This is a genomic window from Mesorhizobium album (genome assembly GCF_033977205.1).
Taxonomy (GTDB): domain Bacteria; phylum Pseudomonadota; class Alphaproteobacteria; order Rhizobiales; family Rhizobiaceae; genus Mesorhizobium; species Mesorhizobium album.
Genome location: NZ_JAVIIW010000027.1, coordinates 1 through 21,521 on the forward strand (window position 1 = coordinate 1; position 21,521 = coordinate 21,521).

The following is a 21,521-nucleotide window of genomic DNA, read 5'->3' on the forward strand; positions in this document are numbered from 1 at the left end:
GATGAAGGATGTCGAGCAGATCCTGCAGGATTCCGGCGTCATCATCCAGCCGTTCTGGCAAAAGCTCTACTGCCACATGAACAAGAAGGTGAAGAACTACGCAATGCACCAAACCTACAAGATGGATTTCCAGAACGTCTGGCTGGAGACCTGAGACGGGCAGCGCAAGGACTTCATGAGCTGCGAAAAAGCCGATATGCAGGATGCGTGGTGGCGATCTTGCCACCACGCCGCCGAACATCCGGAGATCCTGCATGAGACCGATAGTGCTGGCCGCGGCCATGTCGATTGCCTTGCCCGCCGCCGCGTTGGCCGGGCCGGCTTCCAACGCTGTGAAGTTCTTCTACGTGCCTGAAGTGAAGTTCGAGGCGGACGCGAAATACCGCGACCGCTTCACCGAGCCGGTCACCAAGCTGTTCGAGGCCAATGACAAGGCGCAGAAGGACAAGCCCGACGAGGTATCCTGCATCGACTTCGCCCCGGGCCTCGATGCCCAGGATTTCGACCAGAAGACCGTGTCGAAGACGCTGAAGCTCGCAGAGGCCGTCAATGGCGATACCGCCGAGGTGACGGCAAGCTTCAGTCTTTTCCCGGAAGGCGATGACTCCAAACGCGAAATGGTGTGGTCGCTGAAGAAAGTGGACGGCAAGTGGAAGATCGCCGACATCACCTCCAAGACCAGCGACTGGAAGCTCAGCGCGCTGGAATGCGGCTCCTCGATGGAGTGATGCCGTGCTGCGCCGTTTCGTCCTCACGCTGTCGAGCGTATCGATGCTGGCCGCGGGGCTGAACGGCAGCGCCTCGGCGCAGGGGCTGTTCGGCGCGCCGCCGCCGAAGGCCTCGTCCGGCGACAATGCGCCGGCGGACAATACGTCGCCGCCTGCCGCAACGCCGGCGCCGGAGAGCAAACCTTCTGAACCGGCGCCCGCCGCGCCCGGGTCGCCGACGGCGGTGGTGAAGCCTTTCTACGAGCACCCCGGGCTGGAGCTCGATCCGGCCCAGCGCAAGAACTTCATCGATCCGGCCAAGAGCGTGCTCGACAAGAGCGACGCGCTCAGAGCCTCGGGGCAGGGCGAATGCCTCGACCCCAACATGGCGCTCGACAATGCCGAATACGACAAGCTCGCCATCGACAAGAGCCTCAGAACCATCGAAGCCGTCAATGGCGACGAGGCCAAGGTGGTGGTGGCCTTCGTCGTCGCCGGCAACCAGCACCGCCTGGAATGGAAGCTGAAGAAGGCCGGCGGCGACTGGAAGATCTCTGACTTTTTGTCGGTCACCGGCGAATGGGCGCTCAGCCAGTACCAGTGCGAATGATTAACTCAGCCTCTTCCGCGATAGGGCGCCACGCCGGTGTCGGGCAGCCAGGCGCCTTCGGGTGGCGCGCCCGTCTGCCAGAAGACATCGATTGGGATGCCGCCGCGCGGGAACCAGTAGCCGCCGACGCGCAGCCAGAGCGGCTTGGTCGCTTCGGCGATGCGGCGCCCGATCATGACCGTGCATTCCTCATGGAAGGCGCCGTGGTTGCGGAACGCGGTCATGAACAGCTTCAGCGACTTCGATTCCACCAGCGTCTTGTCGGGCGCGTAGTCGATGACGATGTGGGCGAAGTCGGGCTGGCCGGTGACCGGACAGAGCGAGGTGAACTCCGGGCAGGTGAAGCGCACGATCACTGGCGGTCCGTCGCCGCGATCGAACGGCACGGTCTCCAGGACCGCCTGTTCGGGGCTCTGTGGCGTCTCGACATGCCTGCCGAGCTGGGTGAGGTTTTTGGCTTCAGTCATGGGTAGCTCCTTGGTGCCTGCCGCCGGAAGCTCCATGGCGGCGGAACACAAAACGGGGTCGGGCAAGCACCGCAGTCCCTTTGGCGGCGGCGCGTTTGGGCGCTCTTTAGCATCGGACCGAAAAGTGTGCAGCGGTTTTCGGATAAATCCGATGCGCAAGGCAGAAGCATCGGACCGAAAAGTGTGCAGCGGTTTTCGGATGAATCCGATGCGCAAGGCAGAAGCACCGGACCGAAAAGTGTGCAGCGGTTATCGGATGAATCCGATGCGCAAGGCAGAAGCACCGGACCGAAAAGTGCGCAGCGGTTTTCAGATGAATCCGATGCGTGAAATGGAAGCGGGAGCGCTCTGCTCCCGCACAAATTGAATGAGCACGAAGACGATGACCAGCAACGATCCGCTTCTCCAGCCCTACCAGCTCAAGCACCTGACGCTGAAGAACCGGGTCATGTCGACCAGCCATGAGCCGGCCTATTCCGAAGACGGCATGCCGAAGGAGCGTTACCGGCTCTACCACGCCGAGAAGGCCAAGGGCGGCATGGCGCTGACCATGACGGCGGGATCGGCGATCGTGTCGCGAGACAGCCCGGCCGCCTTCGGCAACCTGCATGTCTATGACGACGCGATCGTGCCGTGGCTCGCCGAGCTTGCGGATGCCTGCCACGAGCATGATTGCAAGGTGATGATCCAGATCACCCATCTCGGCCGCCGCACCGGCTGGAACAAGGCCGACTGGCTGCCCGTGCTCTCGGCCTCGCCGGTGCGCGAGCCGGCGCATCGCGCCTTTCCGAAAACGATCGAGGACTGGGACATCGAGCGCATCGTCGCCGACTACGCATCCGCCGCACAGCGCTGCCAGGCTGCCGGCCTCGACGGCCTCGAATTCGAGGCTTACGGCCATCTGATGGACGGCTTCTGGTCGCCGGCCACCAACCATCGCGACGACGAGTTCGGCGGCTCGCTCGACAACCGGCTGCGCTTCACCAACATGGTGCTCGACGCGGTGCGCGCCGCGGTCGGCAAGAAATTCATCGTCGGCATCCGCATGGTCGCCGACGAGGATTTTGAAAAGGGCCTGTCGAAGCAGGAGGGCGTCGAGATCGCCAGGCGCTTGGCCTCCTCCGGCAAGGTCGACTTCCTCAACATCATCCGCGGCTCGATCGAGACCGACGCGGCGCTGACCAAGGTGATCCCGGTGACCGGCATGCGCTCCTCGCCGCATCTCGATTTCGCCGGCGAGGTGAGGGCGGCGACGAAGTTCCCCACCTTCCACGCGGCGCGTATTTCCGATGTCGCCACCGCGCGCCACGCGATCGCCACCGGCAAGCTCGATATGGTCGGCATGACGCGTGCCCACATCGCCGACCCGTATATCGTCAAGAAGGTGATGGAAGGTCGCGAGCACGAGATCCGGCCTTGCGTCGGTGCCACCTATTGCCTCGACCGCATCTATGAAGGCGGCGAGGCGCTCTGCATCCACAATGCGGCGACCGGCCGCGAGGCGACGATCCCGCATGTCATCGCCAAGAGCGAGGGTCCGAAGAAGCGGGTCGTTGTCGTCGGAGCAGGGGCCGGCGGGTTGGAGGCGGCGCGGGTAGCGGCCGAGCGCGGCCATGAGGTGACGGTGCTCGAAGCCTCGAGCCAGGCTGGCGGCCAGGTGCGGCTGGCGACCCAGAATCCGCGCCGCAAGGAACTGATCGGCATCATCGACTGGCGGCTCGCCGAACTCGACCGTCTCGGCGTCGAGATCCGCTACGACACCTGGGCCGAGAAGGACGACGTGCTGGCCCTGTCGCCGGATGTGGTGATTGTCGCGACGGGCGGCTTGCCGCAGAACCCGCCGCTGACGGCCGGCGACAATCTCGTCACCTCGAGCTGGGACATCATGGCGGGTGCCGTCAAGCCGGCCGAGAATGTGCTGCTCTATGACGACAATGGCGGCCATCAGGGCATGGGCGCAGCGGAGCTGATCGCCAACAGCGGCTCGAAGCTGGAACTGGTTTCGCCGGAGCGCTTCTTCGCGCCGGAAATGGGCGGCCTGAACCACGTGCCCTATATGCGCGCCTTCCACGAGAAAGGCGTCACCGTCACCATCAACACCCGCCTGCGCTCGGTGCGGCGTGAGGGCAACCAGCTCGTCGCCGAGCTGGCATCGGACTTCGCCGACGGCTGGCGCGGCGAGCGGCGTGTCGACCAGGTGGTGGTCGAGCATGGCACGGCGCCGCTCGACGACCTCTATCTGTCGCTGAAGCCGCTGTCGAAGAATGCCGGCGCGGTCGACTACGAGCGGCTGGTGAGCGGCGGCGATATCTTTCCGTCGCGCAATCCGGAAGGCGGCTTCGTTGTCTTCCGCATCGGCGACGCGGTCGCCTCGCGCAACATCCACGCAGCCATCTATGACGGCATCAGGTTCGGTATTCGGATCTGAGCCGGGGCCGCCCATTGACGGGACTGAACTCGACCGGCCCCATTTGCAATTTTCAGGCGCCGATCCGGGGCTGGCGCAACCGCTCTGAAGGGGCCGCGCAGTCGGGGGACCTTGCTTGACCGGGGAAGATTTGTTCGTTCCGCGCCAGACCAACACGGCGCTTTATATGCAGCTCCACGATGCGGGGCACACGGTCGAGGACATTTTGCGCGTCCAGAGGGCCTATCGCCTGGCTTGCGGGATGTTCAACGGGCGCTACCGCAAATCGGGGCGGGCTTTCATCTGCCATGCGGTGGGCGCCGCGTCATCGGTCGCGCATTTCGACAAGGACCTCGATCTGGTCATCGCGGCGATGTTTCACGCCGCCTATGACAGCGGCCAGTATCCGGACGGCAGGTCGAGCCGCCGCAGCGAGGCCCACCGGAAATGGCTGGAACAAAACGTCGGGCCTGCAGTGGAAAGCCTTGTTGCACGGGTCGACGCAATGAAGTTCGACACCGGAGATCCGGAGCGCCTCGTGGAGAAAGGCATGCCGGCGGGCGACGAAGATATCCTGTTTCTGCGGCTTGCCCACGAGATCGACGACATGGCGGATGGGGGAATGGCATTTGCTCCCAAATACGGCCGCTCGATGGAATCGCGGATCAAGGCGTGTGCCATCCTCGCCAGGCATATGGGTCGCGAGGGCCTTGCCGCGACGATAGAAACCTATGGCCGCCTGTACGAGACGCAGACGTGGGCAGCCGCGTTGCAGGAAGCCAAGCTGGGAGGTTTTCGCATCGCGCCGAATTTGCGCACTTACATCAAACTGCGCTGGCTGAATTTTCGCGGAGGCTCGGTCGAGGTGCTTTGACGTACCGAACCCTCGGAATCGAAAACACGCACCGGACCTTCGCAAGGAGAGCCACCTGCCGCGCCGGTCCGGTGCGTGCCGCACACGCCGCCGGTTTGGGGCCGGCGCCATGCGACTTCTCAAAACATCCTGGCCGTCGCCATGCAAAGCACGGTGATGACCAGCAGCCCGCCGGCGATGCGTTCGCCTCTGGTCATTTTCGCCCGCAGCTGGGTTTGCGTCGCCGCGTCGGCGCCTGCTAATTGCCTGCTGGCAGAGGCGACAAGGGCGCCCTGCACGCCGGTGGCGATCAGAGCCGTCGCAATGCCCAGCGCGAGCACCATCTCCACCGAGCCGAAAACACCCTCATGGAAGAAATACCAGAGCAACAAGCCGGTCAGAAACACCAGGCCGGAGGCGCCGAGTTGCGGGCGGATGAAGCGTTCCGCCTTGATTTCCGGATCGCGGGCAACCGCGATGGTCGTGCCTGCCCAGAACACGCCGGCCATGACATGCAGGCCGATGACGACGATGTAGACATATTGCATGACCGCATTCCTCTCGTTCGCCCCGCCGTCGGCGTGCCGCTTCGCCTTTCGGTTGCTTCGGCGGCACCATCAATAAGACAAAGTTAGATATCTAATAGTTAGATGTCAATGCTTCATGCGGAGTTCCGCCAATGCATTGCTTGTTCTAGTGTCCAGCCATGACGCCATTTGACCGCCCGCCCATCGGCATGAATCTCGCCCGCACCGCCAAGCTGGTGGCGCAGGCCTTCGATGCTGCCCTAGTGGAGGCTGGCGGCACGCTGCCGGTATGGGTGACCTTGCTCTCGGTCAAGTCGAAGGAACTCGCCAACCAGCGTGAGCTTGCCGGCATGATCGGCATCCAGGGCGCGACGCTGACGCATCATCTCAACGCCATGGAGGCGCAAGGGTTGCTGACGCGCCGCCGCGATCCGGAAAACCGCCGGGTCCATCAGGTGGCGCTGACCGAGGCCGGCGAAGCGCTGTTCGAGAAATTGCGCCTCGCGGCGGTCGCCTTCGACAAGAGGCTAAGAGCCGGGCTGCCGGACGAACGGCTTGCGGAATTCGCGGAGGTGCTGGCGGCGCTTAGGGCGAATGTGGGGGCGTGACCCCAGCACGGGAAGTCGAAGCCGCATCCGCAAGTTCCGGCTGCAATCGCGGCAAGCGGCCATGCCTCACCGAGTTCGTCAAGCTTGCGATCGACTGCGCTATGCCAAGCTGCCTTGCAGCACCTTCAGCTTCGCCTTCTTCGGGCTGCGCGCCATCAGCCATTCTCGCGCCTTGTCTTGCGGCATCGGGAAGGCGATCGAATAGCCCTGCACCTGGTCGCAGCCGATCGCCATTAGCGAGTCGAGCTCGGCCTCGGTCTCCGCGCCCTCGGCGACGATCGAGATGCCGAGCCCCCGGGCAAGCTCGGTGATGGCGCGCACGATCTTGGTATTGTCGCCATTCTCGTTGATGTTCTGGACGAAGCGGCGGTCGATCTTCAGCCGGTCGATCTCGTTCGGATTGACGTGGCTGAGCGAGGCATAGCCGGTGCCGAAATCGTCGAGCTCGAGATGCACGCCGGCGGCGCGGATGTGCCTGAGCTTGGCGGCGATGCCGGTCTTCTCGTCGTCGAGAATGACGGATTCGACGATTTCCAGCGACAGCTTCTGCGGCGCGAGCCCGGCCCGCTCCAGCGTCGAGAACAGGAACTCGTCGAAGTCCAGCTCGCGCAGCTCCGTGCCAGAGACATTGACAGCGATGCGTCCGAAATCGATGCCGGCGCGGTCCCACTCGGCCGCTTCATTGATCGCCTTGGTGATGACGATGCGGCCGATATCCGGCATGAAGCCGCATTTCTCGGCGACCGGGATGAATTCGCCGGGCGAGATCATACCACGCGTGGCGTGCTTCCAGCGCACCAGCGCCTCAATGCCGCTGATCTTGCCGCTGGTCAGCGACACCTGCGGCTGGAAATAGACGTCGAAGCTCTTGTCGGCGATTGCCGTGCGGATGTCATGTTCGAGCTGCTTGCGGTAGTCGAGCTCGCGCCGAAGCTCCTCAGAGAAGAAGGAGAAGCTGCCGCCGCCCATCTTCTTGGCCGAATAGAGCGCGAGATCGGCATGGACGAGCAGGTCCTGCGCATTGTCGGCGTCGACCGGGTAGACGGCGATGCCGGCACTGGCGCCGGGCATGATCGTCGCGCCCTGGAAGATGATCGGCTCGTTGATCTCGCCCAGGATGCGCTTGGCCAGCGCGTGGATATCGTCGGTGGTGCCGGCGCCGTTGAGGATCATCACGAATTCGTCGCCGCCGAGACGCGCGCAAAGATCCGATGCCCGGCAGGAATCGCGCATGCGCTGCGCCGTCACCACCAGCACATAGTCGCCGGCGGGGTGACCGAGCGTGTCGTTGATCTGCTTGAAGCGGTCGAGGTCGAACTGGATCACCGCCAGCCGCTCGCGGCGGCGGTGCGCGCCCTTGATCAGCGTGTCGAAATGATCGGTGAGGAAGGTGCGGTTGTGCAGTCCGGTCAAGCCGTCATGCACGGCGATGAAGGCCATCGAGTTGCGGGCGTCGACCAATTCATGCGTCTTGCGCAGGATGGCATTGGACATCGGCCGGAAGATGAACAGCGCCACCAGCACGATGACGCCGATGGTGGCAAAGAACAGCGTGCGGTGCAGCTCGAGCATGTTGCCCGACCGTTCGTCGGCAAAAGCGCTGATGCGCTGGCCGAGCGCGGCATAGCCGGACAAGGTCGCATTGGCGACTGAGGCGTCGAGACCGGCACGATCGCCGCCGCCCTTGTAGCCGTCGCTTTGCATTCCGAGCTGGGATTGAAAGGACGACACGAGCCTGTCGCCGTTGGCGATCAGACCGACCGAGAAATAGTCGAGATGGAACGGCTTGCTGAACAGCACGTATTCGATCGATTTCGGATCGTTGCGCGCCGGCGACAACGGGTCGGCGCCGGTCTCCTTGAGCAGCCGATCGTAATTGGTCTCGAACGCTCCCGTCGCTTCCTTCAGCGCGGTGACCAGCGCCGGCTGCTTGTCGCGCGGGGCGGCACCGGTGGCGCCGGCCAGGAAGACGATGCGCTGCGACAGAGCCTTCTGCGTGGAGACGATGTCGAGCAGCGCGTCGTTGTGCTGCTGCTGGGCCATCAACTGCTGCAGCAGGATGAAGGACGCCATCACCATGGCGGCGATGATCAGCAAGGCCAGCCAGTAGCCGCTCTTGATCAGCAGAATCAGCTTGCGAGAAACGCTCTGCACCGGCTGCTGCGACATAACTGAGTGACCCCTCCGGTCGACGGATTCCTGCCGTGAATTGCGGCGGGAAGACCCTTGACCTGAAAGGGTTAACAGCTCGGCAAGCAGACGCTGTGCCGGACCAGGCGGCGCGACAAAGCTGACAAGATGGTTATTATGTGCTTTCGGGAATCGCCCGCATTTGAATGCATCCTTGTCCCACTGCGCTGAGGGCTTGCGGCGCGGCTTTCGCAACGCCACCGAAGCGGTCGTTTTTGCGATGGATTTTTATTGGCCGCGGCGCGACAGTCCGACCTTGAACCGAACAGGGCCGGACCATGAGCGCAGCGTTTCTCTCCCATATCGACAACGAGCTTCAGGGCCTGAAATCGGCCGGTCTCTACAAGTCCGAGCGGGTCATAACCTCGATGCAGTCGGCCGAGATCGAGGTTGCCGGCCAGAAGGTGCTGAACTTCTGCGCCAACAACTATCTCGGCCTCGCTGACAGCCTCGAACTGCGCGAGGCGGCCAAGCAGGCGCTCGACCGCTATGGCTACGGCATGGCCTCGGTGCGCTTCATCTGCGGCACGCAGGAGGAGCACAAGGCGCTGGAAGTCACGATCTCCTCTTTCCTCGGCATGGAGGACACCATCCTTTACGGCTCCTGTTTCGACGCCAATGGCGGCCTGTTCGAGACGCTGCTCGGCGAGGAGGATGCCGTCATCTCGGACGCGCTGAACCACGCTTCGATCATCGACGGCGTCAGGCTCTCCAAGGCCAAGCGCTTCCGCTACGCCAACAACGACATGGCCGATCTCGAGGCGCGACTGAAGGAGGCGAAGGATTGCCGCTTCCGGCTGATCGCCACCGACGGCGTCTTCTCGATGGACGGCATCATCGCCAACCTGCGAGGCGTATGCGACCTCGCCGAGAAATACGATGCCATGGTGATGGTCGATGACAGCCATGCGGTCGGCTTCGTCGGCAAGAACGGCCGCGGCTCTGCCGAGCATTGCGGCGTCGAGGGCAGGGTGGACATCATCACCGGCACGCTCGGCAAGGCGCTCGGCGGCGCGTCCGGCGGCTACACGTCTGGCAAGAGCCAAGTTGTCGACTGGCTGCGGCAGCGCTCGCGGCCCTATCTTTTCTCCAACACGCTGATGCCGGCGATCGCCGGCGCCTCGCTGAAAGTCTTCGAGCTGATCCGCAATGGCGATGCATTACGCCAGCGCCTATATGCCAATGCGGAACGTTTCCGGTCTCAAATGGGTAAGCTCGGCTTTACGCTTGCCGGGGCGGATCACCCGATCATTCCGGTGATGCTGGGCGACGCCGCACTTGCGCAGGAGATGGCGCAGCGCATGCTGAAGCGCGGCATCTATGTCATCGGCTTTTCCTTCCCGGTGGTGCCGAAGGGCCAGGCGCGCATCCGCACGCAAATGTCGGCCGCCCATTCGAGAGCGGATATCGACCGCGCGGTCGAGGCGTTTGGGGCGGTTGGCAAGGAACTGGGCGTGATTTCCTGAGCGCCCCGACATCGAAAAGCTGCTCCGGATCAAGAGATTCAAGGAACAAAAGAATGTCCAACATGATGAAGGCGCTGGTGAAGGCCAAGGCCGAGCCGGGCATCTGGATGGAAGAGGTGCCGGTTCCGGAGATCGGCCCCAACGATGTGCTGATCAAGGTCAGGAAGACCGCGATCTGCGGCACCGACGTTCATATCTACAACTGGGACCAGTGGGCGCAGAAGACCGTGCCGGTGCCGATGGTAACCGGTCACGAATTCGTCGGCACCGTCGCCGACTACGGCGCCGCGGTCACCGAATACAAGGTCGGCCAGCGCGTGTCGGGCGAGGGTCACATCGTCTGCGGCCACTGCCGCAACTGCCGGGCGGGCAGGGGGCATCTCTGCCGCAACACGCTCGGCGTCGGCGTCAACCGCCCCGGCGCCTTCGGCGAGTACATGGCGATCCCGCAGCACAATGTCGTGCCGATCCCCGACGACGTGCCGGACGAAATCGCGGCGATCTTCGATCCATTGGGCAATGCGGTCCACACCGCGTTGTCCTTCGATCTGGTCGGTGAGGATGTGCTGGTCACCGGCGCCGGCCCGATCGGCATCATGGGCGCGCTAGTCGCCCAATGCGTCGGCGCGCGGAAAGTCGTCATCACCGACATCAACCCGGTCCGGCTGGATCTGGCGCGCAAGCTTGGGGTCCAGCATGTCGTCGATGCCTCGAAGGAGAAGCTGCGCGACGTCATGCCGAAGCTCGGCATGACCGAGGGTTTTGACGTCGGTCTGGAGATGTCGGGCGCAGCACCCGCCTTCCGAGACATGATCGACACCATGAACAATGGCGGCAAGATCGCCATCCTCGGCATCGCGCCGACCGGCTTCGAGATCGACTGGAATAAGGTCATCTTCAAGATGCTGCATCTCAAGGGCATCTACGGCCGCGAGATGTTCGAGACCTGGTACAAGATGATCGCCCTGGTGCAGGGCCCGCTCGATGTCTCGGGGCTGATCACCCACCGCATCGGCATCGACGATTTCCAGGTGGGGTTCGATGCGATGCGGAGCGGCAGTTCGGGCAAGGTGGTGATGGATTGGTAGGGGGCATCGGCCTCCTGTGAGATGCCATGAAGCGACACCGCTTGCTCGAGCCTGTTGTGGTAGCCCTGGAAAGCTTGGACGGGCGACCACACGACGCGTTGAGGGCCATATTTGCAGAAGTCGCCAGGCGACGGCCAGATCTGCTTGAGCGATCACTGTTTTCTGAACGAAGCCGCCGAACGTCCGAAATCGAGAAAGTGTTGCACAGGACCATCGCGGAAATAGACATGATGGTCAGCACAACTGCATTGCCATCTGGGCTTGAAGCCCCGTTCTTGAGTCACCTGCGATTCAATCATTCCAGTGGTCGCTTGCATATCGGCCACAGCAGCACGTCCATCGTGCTGTTTCCGGAAGTTTCAGAGCTCTAACTTCTGGCTAGAGTCCGCTCCAGCGCCGCCATCCCCTTCACGATCGCCGCACGTTCCTCCATACTCATCCTCGCAAGCAACTCCCTTTCAAACGCCTTCGCCAGCGGCACCATCTCGCGATAGGCGGCGAGCCCCGCCTTGGTCAGCGTCAGGTGCTCGATCCGGCGGTCGTTCTCGTCGGGCATGCGCGTCAGCCAGCGCCGCCGCTCGAGCTCGGCGACGGCGCGCGACACCTTGGTCTTGTGCATGGCCGATTGTTCGCCGAGCTCCGTCGCCGTCATCGTGCCGCGCTGGCCGAGGCCTGAAAGCGTGCGCCATTCCGGCCGCGTCAGGCCGTGGCGCTCCTTGTAGATCCGCGAAAATTCGCGGCTGACGGTGTCGGCCAGCCGGTAGAGACGGTAGGGCAGGAAGCTTTCGAGCTCGAGGATTTTCGGTTCCATGAGGCGCACCATCGATGCGGTGTTCGCGTTGATAGTTACATTTTCAATGGTTACAAATGAAACCAGTTTGGTCAACATCCGCGAAGGCCGCACGCTCTGGATGATGCGGCTGGCGGACAATCCGCGAGGAGGAAGCGATGGCCTTTTCCTACATGCCGGGCTTCGGCAACGATTTCGAGACCGAGACGCTGCCCGGCTCGCTGCCGCAGGGACGCAACTCGCCGCAGCGGCCGGCCTATGGTCTCTATGCCGAGCAGCTTTCTGGCTCGCCCTTCACCGCGCCGCATGGCACCAACGAGCGCTCCTGGCTCTACCGCATCCGCCCGAGCGTCAGGCACACCGGCCGTTTCAAGGGCGCGAACTATCCTTTGTGGAAGACCGCGCCCAATATCGGCGACCATGAGCTGGCGCTCGGGCAGTACCGCTGGAGCCCGGTGCCGATGCCCAGCGAGCCGACCGATTTCATTTCCGGCATGCGCACCATGACCACCGCCGGCGATGCGGTGGGGCAATCCGGCATGGCGGCGCATGTCTATGTCGCCAACCGCTCGATGGTCGACGACCATTTCTTCAACGCCGACGGCGAGCTCATGATCGTGCCGCAGGTCGGCGCGCTGCGCTTCGTCACCGAGATGGGCGTGATCGAGCTCCGGCCCGGCGAAATCGCCGTGCTGCCGCGCGGCCTCGTCTTCAAGGTCGAGCTCGCCGACAAGGAGGCGCGCGGCTACGTCTGCGAAAACTACGGCGCGAAGTTTACGATGCCGGATCGCGGCCCGATCGGCGCCAACTGCCTCGCCAACCCGCGCGACTTCAAGACACCCTGCGCCTGGTTCGAGGAGAAGGAGACGCCGTGCCGGCTGATCGTCAAATGGTGCGGGACTTTCCATGTCACCGAACTTGGCCATTCGCCGCTCGATGTCGTCGCCTGGCACGGCAACTACGCGCCCTACAAATACGATCTGGCGACGTTTTCGCCGGTCGGCGCCATCCTGTTTGATCACCCCGATCCGTCGATCTTCACCGTGCTGACGGCGCCGAGCGGCGAGGAGGGCACCGCCAATGTCGACTTCGTCATCTTCCCGCCGCGCTGGCTGGTGGCGGAAAACACTTTTCGGCCGCCCTGGTACCATCGCAACATCATGAGCGAGTTCATGGGCCTGGTCCACGGCCAGTACGACGCCAAGGAAGAGGGTTTTGTGCCCGGCGGCATCAGCCTGCATAACCAGATGCTGGCGCATGGGCCGGATGCCTCGGGCTTCGAAAAGGCGACGCGTGCCGACTTGAAACCGGTCAAGCTCGACAACACCATGGCCTTCATGTTCGAGACGCGATTCCCGCAAATGCTGACGCGCTACGCTGCCGAGCTGGACACATTGCAGGACAATTACATCGACTGCTGGGCCGACCTGAAGAAGCGCTTCAACGGCACGCCTGAGGGCGACTGGTCTTGAGCGCCGGGGAAACGTCGGAGCGCCTCGTCCTTCTCGGTTCCAAGGGCGGTCCGGCCGTGCGGCCGGGCGGCCCTTGGCCGAGCTCGTCAATGCTGGAGATCGGCGGGCGGGTGATCGTCGTCGATTGCGGGCTGGGCGTCACGCGCGCTCTGACCGATGCCGGCGTCAGCTTGAAGGCACTCGACCTGATCTTCATCACGCATCTTCATTCCGACCATATGCTTGAACTCGGGCCGCTGATCCACACCGCCTGGACGGCGGGGCTGGCGACGCCGGTGATTGTCTACGGGCCGCCGGGCACCGCCAGTTGCTGGCAGCACTTCTGCCAGGCGATGGATTTCGACATCGAAATCCGCATCGTCGACGAAGGCCGGCCGGACATCCGCGAACTGGTCTCGGTCGAGGAGTTCGGCGAAGGGCTGGTGCTGGAGGAGCGTGGTCTGATGGTGGCGGCGCTGCGCGTAGACCATCCACCGGTGACCGACTGCTTTGCGCTGCGCTTCGAGCATGGCGGCAGAAGCGTGGTGTTCTCGGCCGATACGGCGTTCTTCCCACCGCTGGCCGAGTTTGCGCGCGGCGCCGACATTCTCGTCCATGAGGCCATGCTGGAAGCGGGCGTCGAGAGGCTGATCGCCAGGACCGGCAACGGCGCGCGGCTGCGCGAGCATCTCTTCGCCAGCCACAGCTTAGCCGAAGAGGCAGGCAGCATCGCCACCGACGCCGGCGTCAAGAGGCTGGTGCTCAACCATCTCATTCCAGCCGACGATCCTCTGATCGGTGAAGCCGATTGGACCGCTGCTGTCAGGAAAACATGGTCCGGTGACTTGACGATCGCCCGCGATGGCCTTGTTGTGGGATTAAGCGGCGCCAAGGCCGCCTCAGGAGAGGAAACCGCATGAAGCTTGCCACACTGAAGAACGGGACGCGCGACGGGAAGCTGGTCGTGGTCTCGCGCGATCTGACGCGGTTCACCGACGCCTCCTTCCTGGTGCCGACATTGCAGGCTGCGCTCGACGACTGGCGGCGGATTGCGCCTCATCTGGCAGCCATGGCGGAATCGCTGGAGACCAACGCGGTGCCCTCGGCACGCTTCCACGAGCATGATGCGCATTCGCCGCTGCCGCGCGCCTATCAATGGGCAGACGGCTCGGCCTATGTGAACCATGTCGAGCTGGTGCGGAAGGCGCGCGGCGCCGAGATGCCGGCAAGTTTTTGGACCGACCCGCTGATCTACCAGGGCGGCTCGGACTCCTTCATTGCGCCGCGCGACCCGATCCGCATGGCGGACGAGGCCTTCGGCATCGACATGGAGGCGGAAGTCGCCGTCGTCGTCGACGACGTACCGATGGGTGCCGGGCCGGACGAGGCGAGGGACGCGATCCGCCTAGTAATGCTGGTCAACGACGTGACGCTGCGTGGCATCACCGGGCCGGAGCTGGCGAAAGGCTTCGGCTTCTTCCAGTCGAAGCCGTCTTCTGCCTTCTCGCCGGTTGCGGTCACGCCGGACGAACTGGGCGACGCCTGGGATGGCGGTAAGGTCAAGCTCGCGCTGCTGGTCGATCTCAACGGCAAGCCGTTCGGCCGCGCGAACACCGGCATCGACATGACCTTCGATTTTCCGGCGCTGATCGTGCATGCCGCAAAAACGCGGCCGCTCGCCGCCGGCGCCATCATCGGTTCGGGCACCGTCTCCAACAAACTGGATGGCGGACCGGGCAGGCCGGTGTCCGCGGGCGGCGCCGGCTATTCCTGCATCGCCGAGCTGCGCATGATCGAGACCATCGAGTCCGGCGAGCCGAAGACGCCCTTCCTGCATTTCGGCGACACGGTGCGCATCGAGATGAAGGACAAGGCCGGCCACTCGATCTTCGGCGCCATCGAACAGAAGGTCGAGAAATACGAAAGGTGAGGGGGGAGAGAGAAACCTGAAAAGGTGACCCTGATCGAGCACATGCGCCGCATGGCGCGCAACAATTTGTGGTCGAACGACCGGCTCTATCGCGCCGTACTGGCGCTTCAGCCCGGCGAGTTCGAGGCCAAGCGCACCAGTTTCTTCCCCTCGATCAGGGAGACGCTCAACCACATCATCGCGGTCGATCGTCTCTATCTCGATTTCCTGACGGATGGCGGCCTCGGCGCCGCGGCCTACGATACCTTCGTGCCGTTCGACGATGCGGCAAGCCTGGCGGCGGCACAGGCCGATTTCGACCGCAAGCTGATTGCCTTCTGCGATCGCCTGTCCGAAGCCGATCTCGACCGTCGTGTCATCACCGATAGGCGCGAGGACGGCATGATCCCCGAACGCATCGGCGACATCCTCTCCCATGTCTTCCTGCACGACATCCATCATCGCGGCCAGGTGCATGCAATGCTCGCCGGCACCTCGGTAGCGCCGCCGCAATTGGACGAGTTCTTGCTCGATTACGACGTGAAGCTCAGGAAGGACGAGGTCGAGCGGCTGGGGTTGTGAACAAGCGAGAATGTCTCAGGAATTATCGTAGTTACGAAAATTATTGACTTAATTATTGTAGATACATAAATTCCGATGAAGATCGTTTGGGATGAGATCAAGCGGCAGGCGAACGTATCGAAACACGGGATGGACTTCGTGGATCTCGAAATGGATTTCTTCTATGCCGCCACCATCTTGCCGGCCCGTGGCAAGCGCTTCATGGCGATCGGTAACATTGGCGAGACAGCGGTTACGGTGGTCTTCTCCCGCCTCGGAAACGAGGCCATTTCCATTGTTTCCATGCGGCGCGCCAGCGGGAAGGAAAGGAATATCTGATGACAGCGAAGAAACTCAACATCACCAAGCCCGACAAAGAGTTCACGCCAGGCAAGGGCTTCACCAAGGCGGACTGGGATGCCGTCGACAGCCCGGAGGCCACCGATGAGCAGATTGCCCAAGCTCGCCCCTTCACCGAGGTGTTCCCGGACCTTGCCGAAAGCATCCGCCGATCGCGCGGTCGGCCGGCGCTCGACAATCCGAAGAAACAGGTGACACTGCGGCTCGATAGCGACGTGGTCGCCCGCTTTCGCGCCGGCGGACCCGGCTGGCAGAGCCGGATCAACGATATCCTGCGCAAGGCCGCCGGCCTTTAGACTGATCTTTCGGCCGGCTACGCCGCCTTGCCGTCCAGCTTCAGCACGCCGCGCTTGATCTGGTCCTGCTCGATCGATTCGAACAGGGCGCGGAAATTGCCCTCGCCAAAGCCTTCGTCGCCCTTTCGCTGGATGAACTCGAAGAAGATCGGGCCGATCACGGTTTTCGAAAAGATCTGCAGCAGGATTTTGGTCGTGCCGCCATCAACGACGCCTTCGCCGTCGATCAGGATGCCATGCTTCTTCATCCGCTCAATCGGCTCGTCATGGCCGTGCACGCGCTCATGCGACATCTCGTAATAGGTGTCGGGTGGGCCGGGCATGAACTTCAGTCCGTTGGCCGCGAGCTTGTCGGTGGCGTCATAGATCGCTTCGGTGCCGACGGCGATGTGCTGGATGCCCTCGCCATTATACTTCTTCAGGTACTCCGCGATCTGGCTGGTCTCATCCTTTGACTCGTTCAGCGGAATGCGGATCTTGCCGCAGGGCGAGGTGATTGCGCGGCTGACCAGCCCGGTGATCCTGCCGTCGATGTCGAAGAAATGGATCTGCTTGAAGCCGAACAGGTCACGGTAGAAATCCCACCACTTGTCCATGTTGCCGCGATAGACATTATGGGTCAGGTGGTCGAGATAGTAGAAGCCGACGCCTTCGGGTTTGGGATTGCGTTCGCCCAGCCATTCGAACTCAGCGTCATAGGCCGAGCCCTTTTCGCCATAGGTGTCGATGAAATAAAGCAGCGAGCCGCCGATGCCGACGATCGCCGGCACATCTAGCGTCTTGTCGGTGCCCTCATAAGGCGTGGCGCCGTTCGACACGGCATGGTCGAAGGCGTGCTTGGCATCGACCACGCGCCAGGCCATCGAAGCGGCGCAGGGGCCGTGCTTGTCGACGAACTTCATCGCATGCGAGCCGGGCTCGGCATTGACGACATAGTTGATGTCGCCCTGGCGCCAGACGGTGATGTTCTTGGTGCGGTGCTTAGCCACCGCGACATAGCCCATGCGGGTGAACAGTTCGGCGAGCTTCGCGGGCTCGGGATGCGCGAATTCGACGAATTCGAAACCGTCGGTGCCGGCTGGGTTCGCCTTGCTGATCTTGGCGGGCGGTGCGTCATGCGGGAAGGGACCCATGGCAATTCTCCAAGATTGTTACGGCCGACCAATTTCCATCTTTGCCCATGATAGCGCGAAGCGGCCGCACAGAGCTTGCATTCAACCGCTTGAAATGCTCGAATTATGCGCAAGTCATGCATGTATGGAGGAAAGTCCGTGGATGATGCGCGCCTCGATCAATTTGATCGCAAGATACTGGCGCTTCTGCAGGGCGATGCTCGGCTCACCAACAACGACCTTTCGGAGCGGGTGAACCTGTCTGCCTCGCAATGCTCGCGCCGCCGCCAGCGGCTGGAGGAGGACGGCTACATCAGGGGCTATCGCGCTGTGCTCGACCGCGACCGTCTCGGCTTTTCACTGGTCAACGTCATCTCGGTCACCTTGGCCACGCATAACCGCGACAACGCCCGGCGCTTCGGCGAGTTGGTGGCGCGGCTGCCCGAAGTGCAGGAGGCGCACGCGCTGACCGGCGAGATGGACTATATCCTGAAGGTGGTGACGCCCGACCTCAAATCACTGGCTGAGTTCGTCAACGGCGTGTTGCTGCCGCATGAATCAGTGCAGCATGTTAAGACGGCCATCGTGCTGGAGACGCTGAAGGAGACGGGCGCGCTGCCGATTTAGGCCCGACAGATTTTGTTGGCTACGTCGGCGGGACAGCGCCCCCCTCTGTCCTGCCGGACATCTCCCCCACAAGGGGGGAGATCGAACGTCACACCGGCTTTCGCCAATCTCCTACGTTGCAGAACGAGCGGGGCGCTAAGCTACTGATCTCCCCCCAGGTGGGGGAGATGGCCGGCACGCCAGAGGGGGGCGCGAAGGATCGCCAAGCTGCGCAATTGGCTTGTCGCGTTAACCCCGTCACCCCTTCTGCTGCTGGACCAGTCCATAGAGGTTGGTGCAGCGCGCGCCGGAGCGGCAATAGGCAAACACCGGGCCGTCGAGCTGATCGAGCGCCTCGGCCTGGTCCTCGACATTGTCCATGGTGATCTGGCCGCTGATGACCGGGATGTAGCGGAAGGCGAGACCGGCCGCTTCCGCCGCCGCCTTGACGCTGTCGGCCGACGGCTGGCCCGGCTGCTCGTTGTCCGGCCGGTTGCAGATCACGCTTCTGAAGCCGGCTTCCTTGATGGCGGCGATGTCCTCGGGCTGGATCTGGCCGGAGACCGAGTAGTCGTCGCTGATCTGGCGATATTCCATCGTCTTGTCCTCGCAATCTTTAGTGCAGTCATGCCACCCCGGGGGATGGGCGGCAATCCGTACCAGCGGATTCCTCTGCCAAATAGCGATGCTGGACCGGAAAATCCAACCGGGTCGATTTTGACCCGGTTTTGGGGCAGGTTCCACCTTAGCTTCCCGTTATCGCGCCTTTGATCTGCGTGATGTTGTTGTGCATCATGTCGATATAGGTCGAGGCCGGACCGTCCGATCCGGAAAGCGCGTCCGAATAGAGCGTGCCACCGACCTTGATGCCGGTCTCGCCCGCGATCTGCTCGATCAGCCGCGGATTGGTGATGTTCTCGATGAAGATCGCAGCTGCCTTGTCCTGCTTCACCTGCTCGACCAGCTTGGCGACGTCGGCGGCCGAAGGCTCGGAATCTGTCGAGATTCCCTGCGGCGCCAGGAAGGTCAGCCCGTATTCGTGCTCGAAATAGCCGAACGCGTCATGCGAGGTGATGACGACGCGCTTCTCCGGCGGGATCGACTGGATCGCCGCCTTCACTTCGCCCGCCAGCGCGTCGAGCTTCGTAGTATAGGCGGCGGCATTGGCCTTGTAGCTGTCGCAGCCTTTGCTGTCGGCCGCGCAGAAGGCCTCGGCGATGTTCTTCACATAGATCTTGGCATTGGCGATCGACTGGAAGGCGTGCGGGTCGGTGACCGTCTTGCCGGCGCCGTCAGCCGCGTCCGCATCGGCGAATTCCGGCTTGAAGTCGATTGGCGTCACACCCTTGGTGAGCGTCACGATCGCGGCCTTGGTGGCGCTGGCATCGACAAGGCGCTGCAGGAAACCTTCGAAATGCAGGCCGTTGACCAGCACGACATCGGCCTTTGCCATCGCCACCGCGTCGGCAGGGCTCGGCTCATAGACATGCGCGTCGCCATCCGGCCCGACGATGGTGGTGACGTTGACGCGGTCGCCGCCGACATTTTTCGCAAAGTCGGCAATCACCGTGAAGCTCGCCACGACCTTGAGCGGCGCCGCGAAGGCCGATGAGGTTGCGAAAGCGCTGAATGTTATAACGCTCATCGCCAGGGCGGCACGGAAGGATTTCAGCATTGCAAAGGTCTCCTGCTTGGGGATTGGGGTCAGGCGGTCCGGTGGCGGTGATGCACGATGCGGGCGCGCAGCGCGCCGCGCGAGCCGAACACGATCGAGAAGAAATAGACGACGCCGGCCGAAAGGATGATCGCCGGGCCCGACGGCAGCGACGCATGGTAGGACAGAAGCAGCCCGGCGATGCAGGAGGCAAAGCCGATCAGCACGGCAAGCGCGCACATCGGTTCGACCCGCACCGTCCAGAAACGGGCGGAGGCGGCCGGCAACATCATCAGTCCGACCGACAGCAGCGTGCCCAAAGCCTGGAAACCGCCGACGAGGTTGAGCACGACGAGACCGAGGAAGATGAAATGCACCGGGCTACCCATACGGCTCACCGAGCGCAGGAACAGCGGATCGAGGCATTCGGCGACCAGCGCGCGCCAGAAGATGGCGAGGCTTAAGAGCGTAACCACAACGATACCGCCGATCAGCGTCAGCGCCTCATCGTTGAGCGCCAGCACCGTGCCGAACAGCACATGCATCAGGTCAACGCTAGAGCCGCGGATCGACACCATCAGCACGCCGACGGCGAGCGAGATGAGATAGAAGGCCGCCATCGAGGCGTCCTCGCGCTGGATGGTGAAGCGGGAGACCGCGCCCGCGCCGAGCGCCACGATGATGCCGGCAATCAGGCCGCCGATGGTCATCGGCAGGATCTCGAGGCCATAGAGCAGGAAGCCGGCGGCCGCGCCCGGCAGGATGGCATGCGCCATCGCGTCGCCCGACAGGCTCATGCGCCTCAGCATCAGGAACACGCCGACCGGGCAGGCGCCGAGCGACAGCATCAGCGAGCCGAACAGCGCCCGCTGCATGAAGGCGAAATCGGCGAAGGGCGCAATGAGGAGGCCGTAGAGGAAATCCATCACGCCGCCCTCGGTCCGGGGCCGTGGTGGTGGTCATGATGATGATCAGCGTGATGGTGATCACCATGCCCGTGGTCGTGGCTATGATCGTGGTCGGAGGGCTCGCACCAGGGCGCGTTCTCTTCCCACGCCTCATGGAAACGCCGGGCCTTGAGCAGGTTTTCCGGCCGCAGTGTCTCGCGCGTCTCGCCCCAGGCAACGGGCTGGCGAGCAAGCAGCAGGGTCTCGGGGAAATTCTGCCGCACGAGATCGAGGTCGTGGACGACGACCATGATCGTGCGCTCCTCGCCATGCCAGCGTTTTATCAGCTGGATGAGGTCGCCGACCGTCTTGGCGTCCACCGCGTTGAACGGCTCGTCGAGCAGGATGAGGTCGGCGTCCTGCAACAGCACGCGGGCAAACAGCGTGCGCTGAAGCTGGCCGCCGGAGAGCGTGTCGATCGGGCGCGTCTCGAAGCCACCGAGGCCGACCGCCATCAGGGCCTTGCTGACAGACTCGCGATCCTCCCTGGTGTAGCGGCCGAGCATGCCGCGCTTCGGCCATAGGCCCAGCGAAACAAGGTCAACCACCCGCGCCGGGAAGCTGCGGTCAAGCTCCGACTGCTGCGGCAGATAGGCGGTGCGCACGCCGGGCGCGCGGATCACCGCGCCTTCCATCGGCTTCAGCACCCCGACAATGCCCTTCATCAGCGTCGACTTGCCTGAACCGTTGGCGCCGACGACAGCCGTCAGCGAGCCTTTTCGGACGATGCCGTCGAGGTGGTGGATGGCCGGATGGCTGTTATAGCCGAGCGTGAGGTCGCGGAAGGTCAGGCAGGCATTCGTCATCAGACGTTCCGGATCGGGATGTGAAACTAACGGCCCGTCGTTATGTGATGTTATTACATTAGTCAACAAGGCAGATTTGCGGAACGGTCTCACGGCCGGTCAACTC

Annotated in this window: 24 protein-coding genes; 15 read left to right on the forward strand and 9 right to left on the reverse strand. The window is 63.2% G+C overall.

Annotated features, from left to right (window positions below; translation table 11 throughout):
- The first annotated feature begins 254 nt into the window (after window positions 1-254).
- Window positions 255-728: a DUF3828 domain-containing protein gene (locus RFN28_RS21605; RefSeq protein ID WP_320289247.1), complete on the forward strand. Its 474-nt coding sequence runs from the start codon at window positions 255-257 to the stop codon at window positions 726-728.
- 4 nt (window positions 729-732) lie between these two features.
- Window positions 733-1,317, forward strand: coding sequence for a hypothetical protein (locus RFN28_RS21610; protein ID WP_320289248.1), 585 nt, complete (start codon window positions 733-735; stop codon window positions 1,315-1,317).
- 5 nt (window positions 1,318-1,322) lie between these two features.
- Here RFN28_RS21610 and queF read toward each other — a convergent pair whose 3' ends face one another.
- Window positions 1,323-1,784, reverse strand: a complete 462-nt coding sequence (gene queF, locus RFN28_RS21615) for a preQ(1) synthase (protein WP_320289249.1) — start codon at window positions 1,782-1,784, stop codon at window positions 1,323-1,325.
- Window positions 1,785-1,818: 34 nt separating this feature from the next.
- Here queF and RFN28_RS21620 point away from each other — a divergent pair, with 34 nt between their 5' ends.
- From RFN28_RS21620 to RFN28_RS21630, 3 genes are all read left to right on the forward strand, one after another.
- On the forward strand, window positions 1,819-2,151 hold the full coding sequence (locus tag RFN28_RS21620; RefSeq protein ID WP_320289250.1) for a hypothetical protein: 333 nt from the start codon (window positions 1,819-1,821) through the stop codon (window positions 2,149-2,151).
- 15 nt (window positions 2,152-2,166) lie between these two features.
- Window positions 2,167-4,212: an oxidoreductase gene (locus RFN28_RS21625; protein WP_320289331.1), complete on the forward strand. Its 2,046-nt coding sequence runs from the start codon at window positions 2,167-2,169 to the stop codon at window positions 4,210-4,212.
- 115 nt (window positions 4,213-4,327) lie between these two features.
- Entirely contained in the window at window positions 4,328-5,065 is a 738-nt protein-coding gene (locus tag RFN28_RS21630; protein WP_320289251.1) for a hypothetical protein, read from the forward strand.
- A gap of 119 nt (window positions 5,066-5,184) precedes the next feature.
- Here the strand turns inward: RFN28_RS21630 and RFN28_RS21635 are convergent, their stop codons facing one another.
- Entirely contained in the window at window positions 5,185-5,592 is a 408-nt protein-coding gene (locus tag RFN28_RS21635) for a hypothetical protein (RefSeq protein ID WP_320289252.1), read from the reverse strand.
- Between the two features lie 158 nt (window positions 5,593-5,750).
- On the opposite strand from RFN28_RS21635, the gene RFN28_RS21640 reads away from it, so the two are divergent.
- On the forward strand, window positions 5,751-6,179 hold the full coding sequence (locus tag RFN28_RS21640; protein WP_320289253.1) for a MarR family winged helix-turn-helix transcriptional regulator: 429 nt from the start codon (window positions 5,751-5,753) through the stop codon (window positions 6,177-6,179).
- 99 nt (window positions 6,180-6,278) lie between these two features.
- On the opposite strand, the gene RFN28_RS21645 is transcribed toward RFN28_RS21640, so the two are convergent.
- The gene (locus tag RFN28_RS21645) at window positions 6,279-8,348 is read right to left on the reverse strand and encodes a putative bifunctional diguanylate cyclase/phosphodiesterase (protein ID WP_320289254.1); all 2,070 of its coding nucleotides are present in this window, start codon (window positions 8,346-8,348) and stop codon (window positions 6,279-6,281) included.
- 299 nt (window positions 8,349-8,647) lie between these two features.
- On the opposite strand from RFN28_RS21645, the gene RFN28_RS21650 reads away from it, so the two are divergent.
- Entirely contained in the window at window positions 8,648-9,835 is a 1,188-nt protein-coding gene (locus RFN28_RS21650; protein ID WP_320289255.1) for a glycine C-acetyltransferase, read from the forward strand.
- Between the two features lie 53 nt (window positions 9,836-9,888).
- Window positions 9,889-10,923 carry an L-threonine 3-dehydrogenase gene (tdh, locus tag RFN28_RS21655; protein ID WP_320289256.1) on the forward strand — a complete coding sequence of 345 codons (1,035 nt, stop codon included), beginning with the start codon at window positions 9,889-9,891 and terminating at the stop codon, window positions 10,921-10,923.
- A 367-nt stretch (window positions 10,924-11,290) separates the two neighbouring features.
- On the opposite strand, the gene RFN28_RS21660 is transcribed toward tdh, so the two are convergent.
- A complete protein-coding gene (locus RFN28_RS21660) occupies window positions 11,291-11,734 on the reverse strand; it encodes a MarR family winged helix-turn-helix transcriptional regulator (RefSeq protein ID WP_320289257.1) in 444 nt (147 codons plus the stop codon).
- 137 nt (window positions 11,735-11,871) lie between these two features.
- On the opposite strand from RFN28_RS21660, the gene hmgA reads away from it, so the two are divergent.
- From hmgA to RFN28_RS21690, 6 genes are all read left to right on the forward strand, one after another.
- Entirely contained in the window at window positions 11,872-13,185 is a 1,314-nt protein-coding gene (gene hmgA, locus RFN28_RS21665) for a homogentisate 1,2-dioxygenase (RefSeq protein WP_320289258.1), read from the forward strand.
- On the forward strand, window positions 13,182-14,084 hold the full coding sequence (locus RFN28_RS21670; protein WP_320289259.1) for an MBL fold metallo-hydrolase: 903 nt from the start codon (window positions 13,182-13,184) through the stop codon (window positions 14,082-14,084). Before hmgA ends, RFN28_RS21670 begins: the two co-directional genes overlap by 4 nt.
- Window positions 14,081-15,094, forward strand: a complete 1,014-nt coding sequence (locus RFN28_RS21675) for a fumarylacetoacetate hydrolase family protein (protein WP_320289260.1) — start codon at window positions 14,081-14,083, stop codon at window positions 15,092-15,094. The genes RFN28_RS21670 and RFN28_RS21675 overlap by 4 nt, the downstream gene beginning before the upstream one ends.
- A gap of 42 nt (window positions 15,095-15,136) precedes the next feature.
- Window positions 15,137-15,655, forward strand: coding sequence for a DinB family protein (locus RFN28_RS21680; RefSeq protein WP_430678596.1), 519 nt, complete (start codon window positions 15,137-15,139; stop codon window positions 15,653-15,655).
- Between the two features lie 75 nt (window positions 15,656-15,730).
- Window positions 15,731-15,973: a BrnT family toxin gene (locus tag RFN28_RS21685; protein WP_320289262.1), complete on the forward strand. Its 243-nt coding sequence runs from the start codon at window positions 15,731-15,733 to the stop codon at window positions 15,971-15,973.
- Complete coding sequence (locus RFN28_RS21690; RefSeq protein ID WP_320289263.1) at window positions 15,973-16,290, forward strand: BrnA antitoxin family protein; 318 nt, start codon at window positions 15,973-15,975, stop codon at window positions 16,288-16,290. The genes RFN28_RS21685 and RFN28_RS21690 overlap by 1 nt, the downstream gene beginning before the upstream one ends.
- Before the next feature lie 17 nt (window positions 16,291-16,307).
- Here RFN28_RS21690 and hppD read toward each other — a convergent pair whose 3' ends face one another.
- On the reverse strand, window positions 16,308-17,423 hold the full coding sequence (hppD, locus tag RFN28_RS21695) for a 4-hydroxyphenylpyruvate dioxygenase (RefSeq protein ID WP_320289264.1): 1,116 nt from the start codon (window positions 17,421-17,423) through the stop codon (window positions 16,308-16,310).
- A 138-nt stretch (window positions 17,424-17,561) separates the two neighbouring features.
- Here hppD and RFN28_RS21700 point away from each other — a divergent pair, with 138 nt between their 5' ends.
- Complete coding sequence (locus tag RFN28_RS21700; RefSeq protein WP_320289265.1) at window positions 17,562-18,029, forward strand: Lrp/AsnC family transcriptional regulator; 468 nt, start codon at window positions 17,562-17,564, stop codon at window positions 18,027-18,029.
- A 237-nt stretch (window positions 18,030-18,266) separates the two neighbouring features.
- Here RFN28_RS21700 and RFN28_RS21705 read toward each other — a convergent pair whose 3' ends face one another.
- The 4 genes from RFN28_RS21705 to aztA form a co-directional block, all read right to left on the reverse strand.
- Window positions 18,267-18,605: a protein tyrosine phosphatase family protein gene (locus tag RFN28_RS21705; RefSeq protein WP_320289266.1), complete on the reverse strand. Its 339-nt coding sequence runs from the start codon at window positions 18,603-18,605 to the stop codon at window positions 18,267-18,269.
- A gap of 148 nt (window positions 18,606-18,753) precedes the next feature.
- Complete coding sequence (gene aztC, locus RFN28_RS21710) at window positions 18,754-19,683, reverse strand: zinc ABC transporter substrate-binding protein AztC (RefSeq protein ID WP_320289267.1); 930 nt, start codon at window positions 19,681-19,683, stop codon at window positions 18,754-18,756.
- A 29-nt stretch (window positions 19,684-19,712) separates the two neighbouring features.
- The gene (gene aztB, locus RFN28_RS21715; protein ID WP_320289268.1) at window positions 19,713-20,588 is read right to left on the reverse strand and encodes a zinc ABC transporter permease AztB; all 876 of its coding nucleotides are present in this window, start codon (window positions 20,586-20,588) and stop codon (window positions 19,713-19,715) included.
- The gene (gene aztA / locus RFN28_RS21720; RefSeq protein WP_320289269.1) at window positions 20,588-21,415 is read right to left on the reverse strand and encodes a zinc ABC transporter ATP-binding protein AztA; all 828 of its coding nucleotides are present in this window, start codon (window positions 21,413-21,415) and stop codon (window positions 20,588-20,590) included. The genes aztB and aztA overlap by 1 nt, the downstream gene beginning before the upstream one ends.
- Window positions 21,416-21,521: the final 106 nt, after the last annotated feature.